The organism is Serratia sp. PAMC26656, from assembly GCF_016469055.2.
In the GTDB taxonomy this organism is placed as follows: domain Bacteria; phylum Pseudomonadota; class Gammaproteobacteria; order Enterobacterales; family Enterobacteriaceae; genus Serratia; species Serratia plymuthica.
In genome coordinates this window covers 917761-933937 of record NZ_CP150486.1, presented here as the reverse complement: position 1 = coordinate 933937, position 16177 = coordinate 917761, and the positions used below count along the sequence as shown (strand labels likewise).

The 16177-nt window shown below is 52.2% G+C and carries 12 protein-coding genes, 2 tRNA genes, 3 rRNA genes and 1 other annotated feature; of the genes, 5 read left to right on the top strand and 12 right to left on the bottom strand.

Features of this window, described 5'->3' with window-relative positions:
- Positions 1-2: 2 nt before the first annotated feature.
- The 4 genes from JEM67_RS04940 to JEM67_RS04925 are packed head-to-tail and all read right to left on the bottom strand — an operon-like array spanning position 3 to position 2063.
- On the bottom strand, positions 3-254 hold the full coding sequence (locus JEM67_RS04940; protein WP_004948952.1) for an acyl carrier protein: 252 nt from the start codon (positions 252-254) through the stop codon (positions 3-5).
- A gap of 9 nt (positions 255-263) precedes the next feature.
- A complete protein-coding gene (locus JEM67_RS04935) occupies positions 264-524 on the bottom strand; it encodes a phosphopantetheine-binding protein (protein ID WP_013811577.1) in 261 nt (86 codons plus the stop codon).
- Between the two features lie 4 nt (positions 525-528).
- Positions 529-1347 (bottom strand): lysophospholipid acyltransferase family protein, encoded by an 819-nt coding sequence (locus tag JEM67_RS04930; RefSeq protein ID WP_199636680.1) that lies wholly within the window; start codon positions 1345-1347, stop codon positions 529-531.
- Positions 1347-2063, bottom strand: coding sequence for a beta-ketoacyl synthase chain length factor (locus JEM67_RS04925; protein WP_199636681.1), 717 nt, complete (start codon positions 2061-2063; stop codon positions 1347-1349). Before JEM67_RS04925 ends, JEM67_RS04930 begins: the two co-directional genes overlap by 1 nt.
- Before the next feature lie 284 nt (positions 2064-2347).
- Here JEM67_RS04925 and JEM67_RS04920 point away from each other — a divergent pair, with 284 nt between their 5' ends.
- On the top strand, positions 2348-2737 hold the full coding sequence (locus JEM67_RS04920) for a hypothetical protein (protein WP_199636682.1): 390 nt from the start codon (positions 2348-2350) through the stop codon (positions 2735-2737).
- Positions 2738-2927: 190 nt separating this feature from the next.
- Here JEM67_RS04920 and JEM67_RS04915 read toward each other — a convergent pair.
- The 8 genes from JEM67_RS04915 to rluD form a co-directional block, all read right to left on the bottom strand.
- Positions 2928-3004 (bottom strand) — tRNA-Asp (locus JEM67_RS04915).
- Between the two features lie 95 nt (positions 3005-3099).
- Positions 3100-3215, bottom strand: a 5S ribosomal RNA gene (rrf, locus tag JEM67_RS04910).
- A gap of 108 nt (positions 3216-3323) precedes the next feature.
- Positions 3324-6233: ribosomal RNA gene (locus JEM67_RS04905) — 23S ribosomal RNA — on the bottom strand.
- A 246-nt stretch (positions 6234-6479) separates the two neighbouring features.
- A tRNA-Glu gene (locus JEM67_RS04900) sits at positions 6480-6555 on the bottom strand.
- A gap of 145 nt (positions 6556-6700) precedes the next feature.
- Positions 6701-8242, bottom strand: a 16S ribosomal RNA gene (locus JEM67_RS04895).
- The 16S, 23S and 5S rRNA genes sit together here with 2 tRNA genes alongside, the layout of an rRNA operon.
- A gap of 528 nt (positions 8243-8770) precedes the next feature.
- Entirely contained in the window at positions 8771-11344 is a 2574-nt protein-coding gene (gene clpB, locus JEM67_RS04890; protein WP_199638357.1) for an ATP-dependent chaperone ClpB, read from the bottom strand.
- A 130-nt stretch (positions 11345-11474) separates the two neighbouring features.
- A complete protein-coding gene (gene yfiH / locus JEM67_RS04885; RefSeq protein WP_199638355.1) occupies positions 11475-12206 on the bottom strand; it encodes a purine nucleoside phosphorylase YfiH in 732 nt (243 codons plus the stop codon).
- Positions 12206-13183 carry a 23S rRNA pseudouridine(1911/1915/1917) synthase RluD gene (gene rluD / locus JEM67_RS04880; RefSeq protein WP_004950391.1) on the bottom strand — a complete coding sequence of 326 codons (978 nt, stop codon included), beginning with the start codon at positions 13181-13183 and terminating at the stop codon, positions 12206-12208. Before rluD ends, yfiH begins: the two co-directional genes overlap by 1 nt.
- A 131-nt stretch (positions 13184-13314) precedes the next feature.
- On the opposite strand from rluD, the gene bamD reads away from it, so the two are divergent.
- From bamD to pheA, 4 genes are all read left to right on the top strand, one after another.
- On the top strand, positions 13315-14046 hold the full coding sequence (bamD, locus tag JEM67_RS04875; RefSeq protein WP_006323718.1) for an outer membrane protein assembly factor BamD: 732 nt from the start codon (positions 13315-13317) through the stop codon (positions 14044-14046).
- A 312-nt stretch (positions 14047-14358) separates the two neighbouring features.
- Entirely contained in the window at positions 14359-14700 is a 342-nt protein-coding gene (raiA, locus tag JEM67_RS04870) for a ribosome-associated translation inhibitor RaiA (RefSeq protein ID WP_013811573.1), read from the top strand.
- Between the two features lie 123 nt (positions 14701-14823).
- Positions 14824-14949: a sequence feature (Phe leader region), on the top strand.
- The gene (locus JEM67_RS04865) at positions 14825-14872 is read left to right on the top strand and encodes a hypothetical protein (RefSeq protein WP_197062210.1); all 48 of its coding nucleotides are present in this window, start codon (positions 14825-14827) and stop codon (positions 14870-14872) included. (Overlaps the previous feature by 48 nt.)
- A 41-nt stretch (positions 14950-14990) precedes the next feature.
- On the top strand, positions 14991-16148 hold the full coding sequence (pheA, locus tag JEM67_RS04860) for a bifunctional chorismate mutase/prephenate dehydratase (protein WP_013811572.1): 1158 nt from the start codon (positions 14991-14993) through the stop codon (positions 16146-16148).
- Positions 16149-16177 lie beyond the last annotated feature (29 nt).

Sequence of the window (16177 nt, the reverse complement as noted above, 5' to 3'; positions counted from 1 at the left end):
CGTTAACTGTCTGATTTCAGCAGTTCATCGATAGCGTCAACCACGTCCTGCACGGTGCGCACCGACTTGAACATTTCCGGCTTAATCTTCTTGCCGGTGGTTTTCTGCAGATGCACCACCAGATCTACCGCATCAATGCTGTCCAGCTCCAGCTCTTCGTAAAGGCGAGATTCCGGTTTAATATCATCAGCATCCAGTTCAAACAGTTTGACCAGCAGTGCCTGAATTTGCAGGTAAATAGCTTGCTTATCCATGAAAACCTCTTATTTGCTACGCAGTGCAGAAACAAACTTCACCAGCGTTTCCACGGAATAAAAATGTTGGCGCATGTCTTCGCTTTCAGCTGACAGCACCACGCCATAACGGTTCTTTAATGCCAGGCCCAATTCCAACGCATCAATCGAATCCAGGCCCAGTCCCTCGCCAAACAGCGGTGCTTCGGCATCAATCTCCTCCGGCGTCATACCTTCAAGATTGAGCGTATCAATGATCAATTGCTTGATTTCGGTGCTCAATAAATTCATTCCACTATTTCTCATTATTTATAGAGTCTGACTGTAAAGCGTCAGTTAAATGCTGGGTTAATCTTCTTGCCGCAAGGGCGGGAGAAACGTCATCCGCACGAATAAAGGTACGGGTTTCGATCTTATCCTGAACGGTGATATGGAACTGAGGTTTTATCGGCGGAATGTTATACCATTTGCCCTGTTTCGTCAGCATGGGCGGGCGACAGTGAATCTGTACCACCCGAATGTCACACTGGCTGCGCAGCGCTATATTTGCCGCCCCTCGCTGTAGCCTGAGTGCCTTGCCTGGCGAGGTGCGTGTCCCTTCAGGGAAGATCAGGATAGTACCGCCGCTAGCCAGGCGTTGTCGGCATTGCTCCAGTAAACGATCCGATTCCGCATTGGCCAGGTAACCCGCCGCCTTTATCACACCGCTGACAAACACATTATTCAGCAGGGCCTCTTTAACGATGCAGTCGCAGCGCGGCATGCGCGAAGCCAGCAGCACATAATCCAGCAGGCTGGGATGGTTGGCGATCACCAGACAACCGCGATCCTCTTTGAGGCGCTCGGCACCGTCGAAACGATAATCCAGTACGCCAAAAAACCGGGTTGTCGCCAGAAAGAAGCGAAAGCTGTTTCGGATTGAATTCTGCGTCAGTTGGCTGCGGCGCGCAGGATCGCGCACTGCCAGGCGCATCAGGTTAAACCAGATGCCGGACAGCAACAGCCCGCCGAGGCCGAAAAGCGAAAAACACAAACCGGTGGCGATAACCCGCCAGCAACGGTTCGCCCATGAGGATTGCTCGGGGAGTTGTTCAGCAGGTATAACCCTGGCCATCAGCGCTCCCACATCCAACAGTGCTGCGGGCCAGGCACCATGAATTCTTTATCTGCGCCAAGCCAGCCACGCAAAAACGACAGGCTCTGCGGTTCCTTACGGAGATCCGGCCCAGGCGTTACCGCACGACAATTCAATGAATCGCCGCTTTCGAGCAGCAGCGCGACTGCATAGGGGAAGGGATTCGCCGGGATGAAAGGTTGGTAAACCTCCGGCACGATACCGTCAAAATCAATTAATAACACCCGCTCGGCACTGCCGGTGGCCAACACGGCCTGGGCTTCAATCATTCCCTGTTGAAAGCTGTCTTCACCGGCAGCCAGTGAAGTGGTCGGTAAGGTATTCTTCGCCGTAATGGTCAACCACCCCGCCGCGGTATTGTGCACCGACATGGCAAAATCTGTGGGTGACAATGGCTGTTCCTGATGCAGATGCTGAAGAATTTTGTGCGTACGCTCCAGCTCACCGTGACGACTGGTAAAAATCGCCATATCCGCCTGATGGTCGTTTAATAAGATCAACCCGCTCTCAACGGCCAACCGCGTTCCAACACTCATCCGCCGTAGCGACATCATGGGGATATGGGAACATGCGGGTAAGGCACCCCGGTATTCAGCGGCAAGATGAGTATCTGTAGCCCACTGGCGCCATGCTTCACGCGTTCCACGATCGGGAGCCATCGCCCACCAACTGAGTATATTCATGCCGCCCGCCATTAATGCTATTACAGGTCAGAAAAATTCCGTGCGTAAATTTATTATATTTAACCCAATAATGCATGCGCAAAATTCCTATTTTTGTTCGGAATACTCGATTAAATGATTAAGCTTAGTTATAGACATAACCTAGAGAGAATTAAGCGGTGTAATATTATCACGATAAAAATCATCCATATTTATCGACAATGGTTCTTGTTAGTATCTTAATGAAGGTGGTATATCGCCTAAAACATTCTCATAGCTAATGTATTTATTATTTACTATCACTCAGGGAAAAGAGTATGAAACCGTTAACACGCATTTTAGCTGGCGTATTCGTCGCCGTTCTGGCTAGCGGCTGTGCAGGTACCGCTCCCGTGCAAAACATCAATCAAAGCGTTGCCGGTAAGCACAGCGAAGTTCAGGTGCGTCAGGCTATTCTCTACGCCGGGCTTAACCGTGGCTGGATCATCAACCCGGTCAGTGAAGGCGTTATCGATGGCAAAATATTGTTGCGCGGCCACAGCGCCGACATCCGTATCACTTACAGTACGAATCGTTACCAGATTAGGTATGTGGGAAGCAACAATATGGATGCCAAGGAGGGCAAAATTCATTCAAATTACAATCGCTGGGTGGCTAACCTGAATAAGGATATTCAGTTAGAACTGGCACGGCAAAATATTAAATAACCTTCTTCAAGGTACATCACCCGGCAAAAGTAATGATGTCGGGTATATTATTCTTTATGTTGGCGTTAAATTCAGACAATTATTTATCAATAATAACCTTTCACCGCATAAAATACGCACGATATTTCGATCATGACAAATTTTCAATATGAAAAAGCCCTGAGTCATAGACTCAGGGCTTATCAATAAGTGGCGGAACGGACGGGGCTCGAACCCGCGACCCCCTGCGTGACAGGCAGGTATTCTAACCAACTGAACTACCGCTCCACCGATTCTTTTACGTTGCACCTTTCGATGCAGGCAAAACCGCGCTTGGCGATCTTGCTCATTACCAGGTGTCATGCTGATAACGTTTATTTGATGCCTGGCAGTGTCCTACTCTCGCATGGGGAGACCCCACACTACCATCGGCGCTACGGCGTTTCACTTCTGAGTTCGGCATGGGGTCAGGTGGGACCACCGCGCTATTGCCGCCAGGCAAATTCTGTTTCATTCCAACCGCTTCACTCTCGTGTCGCCATTGAAATCAATCTCGGAACTTCGCTGAAAATCTACACCAATCTCTCTAAAACACCTTCGGTGTTGTAAGGTTAAGCCTCACGGATCATTAGTACTGGTTAGCTCAATGCATCGCTGCACTTACACACCCAGCCTATCAACGTCTTAGTCTTAAACGTTCCTTCAGGGGCCTTAAAGGCCCAGGGAAGACTCATCTCGAGGCAAGTTTCGCGCTTAGATGCTTTCAGCGCTTATCTTTTCCGCACTTAGCTACCGGGCAATGCCATTGGCATGACAACCCGAACACCAGTGGTGCGTTCACTCCGGTCCTCTCGTACTAGGAGCAACCCCTCTCAATCTTCCAACGCCCACGGCAGATAGGGACCGAACTGTCTCACGACGTTCTAAACCCAGCTCGCGTACCACTTTAAATGGCGAACAGCCATACCCTTGGGACCTACTTCAGCCCCAGGATGTGATGAGCCGACATCGAGGTGCCAAACACCGCCGTCGATATGAACTCTTGGGCGGTATCAGCCTGTTATCCCCGGAGTACCTTTTATCCGTTGAGCGATGGCCCTTCCATTCAGAACCACCGGATCACTAAGACCTACTTTCGTACCTGCTCGAGCCGTCACTCTCGCAGTCAAGCTAGCTTATGCCTTTGCACTAACCTCACGATGTCCGACCGTGATTAGCTAACCTTCGTGCTCCTCCGTTACTCTTTGGGAGGAGACCGCCCCAGTCAAACTACCCACCAGACACTGTCCTCACCCCGGATCACGGGGCCGAGTTAGAACATCAAACATTAAAGGGTGGTATTTCAAGGTTGGCTCCACGCAGACTGGCGTCCACGCTTCAAAGCCTCCCACCTATCCTACACATCAAGGCTCAATGTTCAGTGTCAAGCTATAGTAAAGGTTCACGGGGTCTTTCCGTCTTGCCGCGGGTACACTGCATCTTCACAGCGAGTTCAATTTCACTGAGTCTCGGGTGGAGACAGCCTGGCCATCATTACGCCATTCGTGCAGGTCGGAACTTACCCGACAAGGAATTTCGCTACCTTAGGACCGTTATAGTTACGGCCGCCGTTTACTGGGGCTTCGATCAAGAGCTTCGCCTTGCGGCTGACCCCATCAATTAACCTTCCAGCACCGGGCAGGCGTCACACCGTATACGTCCACTTTCGTGTTTGCACAGTGCTGTGTTTTTATTAAACAGTTGCAGCCAGCTGGTATCTGCGACTGGCTTCGGCTCCAAGAGCAAGTCTCTTCACCTACGCGCCAGCGTGCCTTCTCCCGAAGTTACGGCACCATTTTGCCTAGTTCCTTCACCCGAGTTCTCTCAAGCGCCTTGGTATTCTCTACCTGACCACCTGTGTCGGTTTGGGGTACGATTCTGTGTTACCTGATGCTTAGAGGCTTTTCCTGGAAGCTTGGCATCAACTACTTCTGCACCGTAGTGCATCGTCATCACGCCTCAGGGTTGAATAAGAGAACGGATTTACCAATTCTCTCCCCCTACACGCTTAAACCGGGACAACCGTCGCCCGGCTAGCCTAGCCTTCTCCGTCCCCCCTTCGCAGTAACACCGAGTACAGGAATATTAACCTGTTTCCCATCGACTACGCCTTTCGGCCTCGCCTTAGGGGTCGACTCACCCTGCCCCGATTAACGTTGGACAGGAACCCTTGGTCTTCCGGCGAGCGGGTTTTTCACCCGCTTTATCGTTACTTATGTCAGCATTCGCACTTCTGATACCTCCAGCAACCCTCACAGGCCACCTTCAACGGCTTACAGAACGCTCCCCTACCCAACAACGCCTAAGCGTCGCTGCCGCAGCTTCGGTGCATGGTTTAGCCCCGTTACATCTTCCGCGCAGGCCGACTCGACCAGTGAGCTATTACGCTTTCTTTAAATGATGGCTGCTTCTAAGCCAACATCCTGGCTGTCTATGCCTTCCCACATCGTTTCCCACTTAACCATGACTTTGGGACCTTAGCTGGCGGTCTGGGTTGTTTCCCTCTTCACGACGGACGTTAGCACCCGCCGTGTGTCTCCCGTGATAACATTCTTCGGTATTCGGAGTTTGCATCGGTTTGGTAAGCCGGGATGGCCCCCTAGCCGAAACAGTGCTCTACCCCCGAAGATGAGTTCACGAGGCGCTACCTAAATAGCTTTCGGGGAGAACCAGCTATCTCCCGGTTTGATTGGCCTTTCACCCCCAGCCACAAGTCATCCGCTAATTTTTCAACATTAGTCGGTTCGGTCCTCCAGTTAGTGTTACCCAACCTTCAACCTGCCCATGGCTAGATCACCGGGTTTCGGGTCTATACCTTGCAACTATTCGCCCAGTTAAGACTCGGTTTCCCTACGGCTCCCCTATACGGTTAACCTTGCTACAAAATATAAGTCGCTGACCCATTATACAAAAGGTACGCAGTCACCCAACAAAGTAGGCTCCCACTGCTTGTACGTACACGGTTTCAGGTTCTATTTCACTCCCCTCGCCGGGGTTCTTTTCGCCTTTCCCTCACGGTACTGGTTCACTATCGGTCAGTCAGGAGTATTTAGCCTTGGAGGATGGTCCCCCCATATTCAGACAGGATGTCACGTGTCCCGCCCTACTCATCGAACTCACAGAATATGCATTTTAGTGTACGGGACTATCACCCTTTACTGTGCGACTTTCCAGACGCTTCCACTAACACACAAACTGATTCAGGTTCTGGGCTGTTCCCCGTTCGCTCGCCGCTACTGGGGGAATCTCGGTTGATTTCTTTTCCTCGGGGTACTTAGATGTTTCAGTTCCCCCGGTTCGCCTCATACGACTATGTATTCATCGTATGATAGTGCAACGAATTGCACTGGGTTTCCCCATTCGGGTATTGCCGGTTATAACGGTTCATATCACCTTACCGACACTTTTCGCAGATTAGCACGCCCTTCATCGCCTCTGACTGCCTAGGCATCCACCGTGTACGCTTAGTCACTTAACCTCACAACCCGAAGGTGTTTCTGTAAACAGAAAACACTGTCGTGCTGTTTATTTGAGAGACTCTATGACAGGTTACTCCTTACCCCAATACATCTACGGAGGGATAAGTTTCAGCTGTCATGTTTCAATTTTCAGCTTGTTCCAGATTGTTAAAGAGCAATATCTTAAACACGACTCGCAAGAGTCATCTTTAAGATTTTTTCGGTTATGACTAACCGGTGATAATGTCTTTCACTCATTATCGGATTGGCGTCCCCAAGGGGATTCGAACCCCTGTTACAGCCGTGAAAGGGCAGTGTCCTAGGCCTCTAGACGATGGGGACACGAAAATCCGATTAAACTGAACGTCTTAATCGGTTCGTATCAGCATGAGTCAGAGACTCATTACATCAACAGGTAGCGCTTTTGCTCATTACTTTTTCATCAGACAATCTGTGTGAGCACGCCACTCGAATCAATATCATTAGGTAAGGAGGTGATCCAACCGCAGGTTCCCCTACGGTTACCTTGTTACGACTTCACCCCAGTCATGAATCACAAAGTGGTAAGCGCCCTCCCGAAGGTTAAGCTACCTACTTCTTTTGCAACCCACTCCCATGGTGTGACGGGCGGTGTGTACAAGGCCCGGGAACGTATTCACCGTAGCATTCTGATCTACGATTACTAGCGATTCCGACTTCATGGAGTCGAGTTGCAGACTCCAATCCGGACTACGACGTACTTTATGAGGTCCGCTTGCTCTCGCGAGTTCGCTTCTCTTTGTATACGCCATTGTAGCACGTGTGTAGCCCTACTCGTAAGGGCCATGATGACTTGACGTCATCCCCACCTTCCTCCGGTTTATCACCGGCAGTCTCCTTTGAGTTCCCGACCGAATCGCTGGCAACAAAGGATAAGGGTTGCGCTCGTTGCGGGACTTAACCCAACATTTCACAACACGAGCTGACGACAGCCATGCAGCACCTGTCTCAGAGTTCCCGAAGGCACTAAGCTATCTCTAGCGAATTCTCTGGATGTCAAGAGTAGGTAAGGTTCTTCGCGTTGCATCGAATTAAACCACATGCTCCACCGCTTGTGCGGGCCCCCGTCAATTCATTTGAGTTTTAACCTTGCGGCCGTACTCCCCAGGCGGTCGATTTAACGCGTTAGCTCCGGAAGCCACGCCTCAAGGGCACAACCTCCAAATCGACATCGTTTACAGCGTGGACTACCAGGGTATCTAATCCTGTTTGCTCCCCACGCTTTCGCACCTGAGCGTCAGTCTTTGTCCAGGGGGCCGCCTTCGCCACCGGTATTCCTCCAGATCTCTACGCATTTCACCGCTACACCTGGAATTCTACCCCCCTCTACAAGACTCTAGCTTGCCAGTTTCAAATGCAGTTCCCACGTTAAGCGCGGGGATTTCACATCTGACTTAACAAACCGCCTGCGTGCGCTTTACGCCCAGTAATTCCGATTAACGCTTGCACCCTCCGTATTACCGCGGCTGCTGGCACGGAGTTAGCCGGTGCTTCTTCTGCGAGTAACGTCAATGTACAGTGCTATTAACACTGAACCCTTCCTCCTCGCTGAAAGTGCTTTACAACCCTAAGGCCTTCTTCACACACGCGGCATGGCTGCATCAGGCTTGCGCCCATTGTGCAATATTCCCCACTGCTGCCTCCCGTAGGAGTCTGGACCGTGTCTCAGTTCCAGTGTGGCTGGTCATCCTCTCAGACCAGCTAGGGATCGTCGCCTAGGTGAGCCATTACCCCACCTACTAGCTAATCCCATCTGGGCACATCTGATGGCGTGAGGCCCGAAGGTCCCCCACTTTGGTCCGTAGACGTTATGCGGTATTAGCTACCGTTTCCAGTAGTTATCCCCCTCCATCAGGCAGTTTCCCAGACATTACTCACCCGTCCGCCGCTCGTCACCCAGAGAGCAAGCTCTCCTGTGCTACCGCTCGACTTGCATGTGTTAGGCCTGCCGCCAGCGTTCAATCTGAGCCATGATCAAACTCTTCAATTTAAAAGTTCGATTTGCTTCAACTCGTGAAGCGATGCTCAAAGGTTACTAAATGAATTTTACTTCAGTAGTCACTCTTCAAGACTTGATATTTTTTCGTACCCGAAGGTACTGGATATCGTCTTGTGGAGTGCCCACACAGATTGTCTGATAAATTGTTAAAGAGCAGTGAGTTAGCCGCCGTAGCTTGCTATCTCGAGGTGGCGTATACTACGCTTTTCACCCGAAGAGTCAAGCGTTTATTTCGCTTTTCTCTTACCGACCTGGCGACTGGTTCTCGTTAGAGGAGTCGTTGTTCCCGGTCAGTGGAGGCGCATTATAGGGAGTTCTCAGAAGGCCGCAACCCCTAAATGCAAAAAACTTTTCAAGCGCTCAAACATTAATCAATAACGGCTTTTTAGGATATTTATTAGCCTAAAAAGTGGGGTTTTAGGGCTATGGGGGATGCAAACCCCACAAGCCCGGCAAAAAACAGATAACAAAAAGGGAGCGGTATCCCGCTCCCTTTTTGTTTATTACGCTAAATAGCCGTTATTGCCTGGCCACGATATGCTCGTTTTCCACATCCAGCGTCACCAGTTTGCCCGGGATCAGCTTGCCGGAAAGAATTTGCTGCGCCAACGGGTTCTCGATTTCCTGCTGGATAGCGCGTTTCAACGGACGTGCGCCATAAACAGGGTCGTAGCCGGTTTGGCCCAACAGTGCCAATGCCGGTTCGGTCATGGTGACTTCGTAACCACGCTCCTCAAGACGCTTGTACAGACGCGCCAGCTGAATCTTGGCAATCTCGGCAATATGCTTCTGGCCGAGCGGGTGGAACACTACCACCTCATCTATACGGTTGATGAATTCCGGGCGGAAATGATGGGTAACCATTTCCATAACCGATTCTTTCATCTGCGCATAGTTCATCTGACCAAAGTGTTCCTGTATCAGGTCAGACCCAAGGTTAGAGGTCATGATCACCACGGTATTGCGGAAATCAACGGTACGACCCTGACCATCGGTCAGACGCCCGTCATCCAATACCTGCAGCAGGATGTTGAACACATCCGGGTGCGCTTTCTCCACTTCATCCAGCAGGATCACCGAATAAGGTCGACGGCGCACGGCCTCGGTCAGATAACCGCCCTCTTCATAACCAACGTAGCCCGGAGGTGCGCCCACCAGCCGCGATACCGAATGTTTCTCCATAAACTCGGACATATCGATACGCACCATCGCATCGTCACTGTCGAACAGGAAAGACGCCAACGCTTTGCACAGCTCAGTTTTACCCACCCCGGTCGGGCCGAGGAACAGGAACGAGCCGATCGGCCGGTTAGGGTCAGACAATCCCGCACGGCTGCGACGGATCGCATTGGATACCGCAGTGACTGCTTCATCCTGGCCAATCACCCGCGAATGCAACTCCTGCTCCAGACGCAGCAGTTTGTCACGCTCGCCCTCCAACATTCTGGCTACCGGGATACCGGTGGCGCGCGCCAGCACTTCAGCGATTTCCGCGTCAGTCACCCGGTTACGCAGTAGCTTCATGGTTTTGCCTTCGGCTTGCGTAGCGGCGGCGAGCTGTTTTTCCAACTCAGGGATCTTGCCATACTGCAGTTCAGACATACGCCCCAGATCGCCGACGCGACGCGCCTGCTCCAGAGTGATCTTGGCCTGCTCCAGTTCCGCCTTTATATTCTGGGTGCCGGAGAGCGAAGCTTTCTCGGCTTTCCACTCTTCTTCCAATTCTGAATATTCGCGCTCTTTCTGCTCCAGCTCGCTGCTGAGCATTTCCAGGCGTTTCTTGCTGGCGTCGTCCGACTCTTTGTTCAGCGCCTGCTGTTCCAGTTTGAGCTGAATAATGCGGCGTTCCAGCCTGTCGAGCGATTCCGGTTTGGAGTCCATCTGCATACGGATACTTGACGCCGCCTCATCGATCAGATCGATAGCTTTATCCGGCAACTGACGATCGGAGATATAGCGGTGTGACAGCGTGGCCGCAGCAACTATCGCCGGGTCGGTGATCTGCACATGGTGGTGCAGCTCATAACGCTCCTTCAAGCCGCGCAGGATAGCAATGGTATCTTCGACGCTCGGCTCAGCCACATAGACCTTCTGGAAACGACGTTCAAGCGCCGCATCCTTCTCTATATACTGACGGTACTCGTTCAACGTAGTCGCGCCAACACAGTGAAGTTCCCCACGCGCCAGCGCAGGTTTAAGCATGTTGCCGGCATCCATTGCGCCATCGGCCTTGCCCGCGCCGACCATGGTATGCAACTCATCGATAAACAGAATGACGCTGCCTTCCTGTTTTGACAGATCGCTCAGTACGCCTTTGAGTCGCTCTTCAAATTCACCGCGGTATTTAGCCCCGGCGATCAACGCCCCCATGTCGAGGGACAACACGCGTTTGTGCTTCAGGCCTTCCGGCACTTCACCATTAATGATGCGCTGCGCCAGACCTTCGACAATCGCGGTTTTACCCACGCCAGGCTCGCCGATCAGCACCGGGTTATTCTTGGTACGACGTTGCAACACCTGAATGGTGCGGCGGATCTCTTCGTCACGGCCGATAACCGGGTCAAGTTTGCCCTGTTCGGCGCGCTCGGTCAGATCGATAGTGTATTTCTTCAACGCCTGACGCTGATCTTCAGCACCCTGATCTTCCACGCTGTCACCACCCCGCATTTGCTCAATGGCCTTACTGATCTTATCGGCTGTTCCTCCGGCGGCTTTCAGCAGATCGGTCAAGGTTCCGCGATCTTCAAGCACCGCCAGGACGAACAGTTCGGAAGAAATGAATTTGTCCGCCCGCTTTTGCGCCAGCTTGTCGCACAGGTTCAGAACGCGCACCAGTTCATGGGACGGTTGAACGTCACCACCAGTGCCTTCAACCTGAGGCAGACGAGACAATGCCTGTTCGATTTCGGTGCGCACGCGCCCGCTATCGATACCGGCTGAAGTTAATAATGGACGAACCGTGCCCCCTTCCTGAGTGAGCAGAGCGCTCATCAGATGTAACGGTTCCATAAACTGGTTGTCGTGCCCAAGGGCTAAAGATTGGGCATCGGCGAGGGCAAGCTGGAATTTGTTGGTAAGACGATCCAGACGCATAACACCTCCAATGTAGGTCAAAATTGCTACTGGAGATTAAATGAGGTCATCCCTCAAATTTTCAAGGTTATTTCGACACTATATTATCAGTACAACGTCATGCGTCAGTGGACCGTCCCAATTCAATAGGTTATATCAGCCAGATTAAACTTGCCATACGTCCGGTTACTCCATCGCGTCGATAGGAGAAAAATTGACTGATTTCGCTAACCGTACAGCGATCACCGCCGTAGATGAGTTTTACGCCGGCGTGCTGCAGGCGCTGGCGAGCCAGCAGGTAGATATCTGCCAGGAACTTATCGCCGTGCGGGATAAAAGCGGCCGCCGCGGCGCTATCCACTGCCATAAATGCGGTACGAACCTCTGGCCCCACTTCAAACTGCTGCGGGCCGATTGCCGGACCAAGCCAGGCGCTGATGTGGTCCGGTTCAGCGGCAAATGCCGCCAGAGTCTGTTCCAGCACGCCATTGCAAAGCCCGCGCCAACCGGCGTGGGCAGCGGCAACTTCATCACCGGCGTGTGAGCAGAACAACACCGGCAGGCAGTCCGCCGTCATCACTGCGCACACCTGCCCTGGCACATTGCTGTAAACCGCATCCGCACACAGATCGGTTGGGGTTTGTCCATCCAGCCGCACTACGCGGGTACCGTGAACCTGCTCCAGCCAAAGCGGCATCTGCGGCAGGCTCACGCCCCCCACCAGCCGTTCACGGTTACGCTCCACCGCAGACGCAACATCCCCGACATGGGTGCCGAGGTTGAGCGAATCATATGGCGGCAGGCTAATACCGCCACCACGTGTGGTGCTGCAGGCTTTGACCCCAGCAGGCAACGGCCAATCAGGCAGGATAAGCGAATCCATTACCAATTCATCTGATCTTTGAATTCTTCGGTATCGACCTTCAGCGCGTTAATCAGATCGACCATATCCTGCGGCAACGGCGCATGCCATTCCATCTGGATACCGCTGATTGGGTGATACAAACGCAGCATGGTGGCGTGCAGCGCCTGGCGATCGAAACCGCGTAGCGTAGCAATAAATGCCTCCGATGCGCCTTTCGGCGGACGTGGGCGGCCACCGTACAGCTGATCGCCTACCAGCGGATGATTGATGTGCGACATATGCACGCGGATTTGATGGGTACGACCGGTTTCCAGACGCAGACGCAAACGGGTATGCGCGCGGAAGTGCTCCATAATGCGGTAATGCGTCACCGCCGGTTTGCCCATCGGGTGCACCGCCATATGCGTGCGCTTGGTGGAGTGGCGTGAGATCGGCTCTTCAACGGTACCGCCTGCGGTCATGGTACCAATAGCGACCGCTTCGTATTCGCGGGTGATTTCACGCGCCTGCAACGCCTCGACCAGGCGAGTTTGCGCAGGAACGGTTTTCGCCACCACCATCAAGCCTGTAGTGTCTTTGTCCAGACGGTGCACGATACCGGCACGCGGCACGTCAGCGATTTCCGGATAGTAATGCAGCAGCGCATTGAGCACCGTGCCGTCCGGGTTACCGGCGCCAGGGTGCACAACCAGATCGCGAGGCTTGTTGATCACTAAAATATCACTGTCTTCGTAGACGATATTCAGTGCAATATCCTGCGGTTCCCAACGGGCTTCTTCTTCTATCTGGGCATCAATGGCGACCGTCTCTCCCCCCAGCACTTTCTCTTTCGGTTTGTTCGTCGTTTTGCCATTAACCTGTACCCGATCGTCCAGGATCCATTCTTTTATGCGAGATCGTGAATAATCAGGGAACAATTCGGCCAAAGCCTGATCTAAACGTTGTCCGAGTTGAGATTCGGCCACCGTTGCGGTGAGTTGTACTTGTTGTGCCATATGCAGCTTCTTCGTTAACGTTGGGTTTTCACGGCGATGCCGTTTAATATAATGTGCTATTGTACCTGGTCTTTGTCGGGAGCTTAACGGACAGTCTCCCGGAATAACACCCTGAGGATAATCAAAACGTCATGACGCGTATGAAATATCTGGTGGCGGCAGCCACGTTGAGCCTGGCGCTGGCAGGTTGCTCCACATCCAAGGATGCGGTTCCCGACAACCCACCTTCGGAAATCTATGCTACTGCCCAGCAAAAACTGCAGGACGGTAACTTTAAGGGCGCGATTACGCAACTCGAAGCGTTAGATAACCGCTATCCTTTCGGACCGTACTCCCAGCAGGTTCAGTTGGACCTGATTTATGCCTATTATAAATCTGCCGATTTACCGCTGGCTCAGGCGTCTATCGATCGTTTCATGCGTTTGAACCCAACGCACCCGAACATCGACTACGTGATGTACATGCGTGGTCTGACCGATATGGCGCTGGATGACAGTGCGTTGCAAGGCTTCTTCGGGGTCGATCGTTCAGACCGCGATCCACAGCATGCTCGCGCTGCTTTTCGCGATTTCAGCCAGCTGATTCAGCAATACCCGACCAGCCAGTATGTAACCGATGCCAACAAGCGTCTGGTGTATCTGAAAGACCGCCTGGCCAAATATGAGCTTTCGGTGGTGGAATACTACACTAAACGCGGTGCTTACGTCGCGGTCGTTAATCGTGCCGATCAGATGTTGCGTGAATACCCGGATACCCAGGCAACGCGCGACGCCTTACCTCTGATGGAAAACGCTTACAAACAGCTGCAATTGAGCGGCCAGGCCGACAAAGTGGCCAAAGTGATTGCCGCCAATCCGTCATAAGCGGATTAGCGATGGCAGAAAAGCAAAACGGCAGCTTCGGCTGCCGTTTTTATTTGCTGCGAATTTGGTCATAATTGGAAAAATACACAAGCAAAAACAAGGTATTAGCAAGATTGCACAACCGCTTATCCTTTCAATAATGCGCGTTCTGTTCGCAAGACTCAAGCGTTAGATGACCGATTCAAATGCTGAATCACAGATTGAACTAACTTTGCAAAAAGTGACAAAAAAACGTGATTTTCATCACGCATTTAAGCAAAAAGCGCGGTATGCTGGGGTCATCCAAGACGGAAAGACAGAGAGGTAAGTTATATGACATTGAACATTACCAGCAAACAAATGGATATCACTCCCGCAATCCGCAGTCACGTCGAAGACCGTCTCACCAAACTGGAAAAATGGCAGGCCCAGCTGATTAACCCGCATATTGTTTTATCCAAAGAACCTAAAGGGTTTGTAGCAGACGCCACCATTACCACCCCTAACGGCCCGCTGGTCGCCAGCGCAAAACATGAAGACATGTACACCGCCGTTAACGATCTGATCGCCAAGCTGGAGCGTCAGTTGAATAAGGTGCAGCACAAAGGCGAAGCACGCCGCGCCGCCACCAGTGTGAAAGACATCGTTCCGGAAGTTGAGCCGGAACAGGAATAACCGTTTAGCGGCTGTTTCACTTCAAACGCGCCCGAGGGCGCGTTTTTTGTCTGGAGTTTTTATTGACAGAGATAAAAGCCTGCGGTTACTTTAAAACCTGTCTCACGCCTATTTTGGATAACGCATGACCCGCAAACCGTTTTTCTTCGCATTCTTTTTTACCTTCCCCTGATTGGGAGGCGTTTCGTCGTGTGATAAAGAATGCGAAGACGAACAGCAAAGCCTCCTGAAACAGGGGGCTTTTTTTATGGCTATTTACGACGTATAAAAATACAAGGCAGAAGCTGATTATGACTGACAACCCGTTACTCGTGCTGCGCGAACGCATCAGCGCACTGGATCTCAAACTGCTGGCGCTGCTGGCAGAGCGCCGTGAGCTGGCGGTCGAGGTCGGAAAAACCAAGTTGCATTCCCATCGTCCCATCCGCGATAAAGAACGCGAACGAGACCTGCTCGATGCGTTAATCGCCGCCGCCAAACCCTACGATCTCGACGGTTTTTACGTTACCCGCCTGTTCCAGCTGATTATCGAAGACTCGGTATTGACCCAGCAAGCGCTGTTGCAGCATCAGCTTAATCAAATCAGCCAACATTCGGCCCGCATTGCCTTCCTCGGGCCGAAAGGATCTTATTCGCACCTGGCAGCGCGCCAATACGCCGCTCGCCACTTCGACCAACTGATTGAGTGCGGTTGCCATAAATTCCAGGACATTTTCACTCAGGTCGAAACCGGTCAGGCGGATTACGCCATCCTGCCGATTGAAAATACCAGTTCCGGCTCGATCAACGACGTCTACGATCTGCTGCAGCACACCAGCCTGTCGATCGTGGGCGAACTGACCAATCCTATCAATCACTGTGTTCTGGTAGCCGGCGACACCGACCTGAATCAGATCGAAACCGTGTACAGCCACCCGCAACCGTTCCAACAATGCAGTCAGTTTATTAACCGCTACCCGCACTGGAAAATCGAGTACTGCGAAAGCACCGCGGCAGCAATGGAAAAAGTCGCCAAGCTAAACTCACCGAAAGCTGCGGCATTGGGCAGCGAGGCTGGCGGCGCACTGTATGGCCTGCAGGTACTGGAACACAACCTGGCAAACCAGCAGCAGAACATTACCCGCTTCATCGTGTTGGCGCGCAAGGCTATCGAGGTGTCGGAACAAGTACCGGCCAAAACCACGCTGATTATGGCCACCGGCCAGCAGTCAGGCGCGCTGGTTGAAGCGTTGCTGGTGCTGCGTGACAACGGCATCATCATGACCAAACTGGAGTCCCGTCCAATTAACGGCAATCCATGGGAAGAGATGTTTTATATCGATGTGCAAGCGAACCTGCGTTCTGAAGCGATGCAAAAAGCCTTGAAAGATCTAACGCCGATCACCCGTTCGCTGAAGGTGCTGGGCTGCTATCCCAGCGACAGCGTGGTACCGGTCAATCCGTCCTGAATGAAATAAAAAAGGGTTCGGCTAGCCGA

Coding starts and splice junctions, on each gene's coding strand:
- clpB (WP_199638357.1), bottom strand. CDS start 11,344: ATGCGTCTGGATCGTCTTACCAACAAATTCCAGCTTGCCCTCGCCGAT.
- JEM67_RS04920 (WP_199636682.1), top strand. CDS start 2,348: ATGAAACCGTTAACACGCATTTTAGCTGGCGTATTCGTCGCCGTTCTG.
- raiA (WP_013811573.1), top strand. CDS start 14,359: ATGACATTGAACATTACCAGCAAACAAATGGATATCACTCCCGCAATC.
- pheA (WP_013811572.1), top strand. CDS start 14,991: ATGACTGACAACCCGTTACTCGTGCTGCGCGAACGCATCAGCGCACTG.
- bamD (WP_006323718.1), top strand. CDS start 13,315: ATGACGCGTATGAAATATCTGGTGGCGGCAGCCACGTTGAGCCTGGCG.
- JEM67_RS04930 (WP_199636680.1), bottom strand. CDS start 1,347: ATGGCCAGGGTTATACCTGCTGAACAACTCCCCGAGCAATCCTCATGG.
- yfiH (WP_199638355.1), bottom strand. CDS start 12,206: ATGGATTCGCTTATCCTGCCTGATTGGCCGTTGCCTGCTGGGGTCAAA.
- rluD (WP_004950391.1), bottom strand. CDS start 13,183: ATGGCACAACAAGTACAACTCACCGCAACGGTGGCCGAATCTCAACTC.
- JEM67_RS04925 (WP_199636681.1), bottom strand. CDS start 2,063: ATGGCGGGCGGCATGAATATACTCAGTTGGTGGGCGATGGCTCCCGAT.
- JEM67_RS04940 (WP_004948952.1), bottom strand. CDS start 254: ATGGATAAGCAAGCTATTTACCTGCAAATTCAGGCACTGCTGGTCAAA.
- JEM67_RS04935 (WP_013811577.1), bottom strand. CDS start 524: ATGAATTTATTGAGCACCGAAATCAAGCAATTGATCATTGATACGCTC.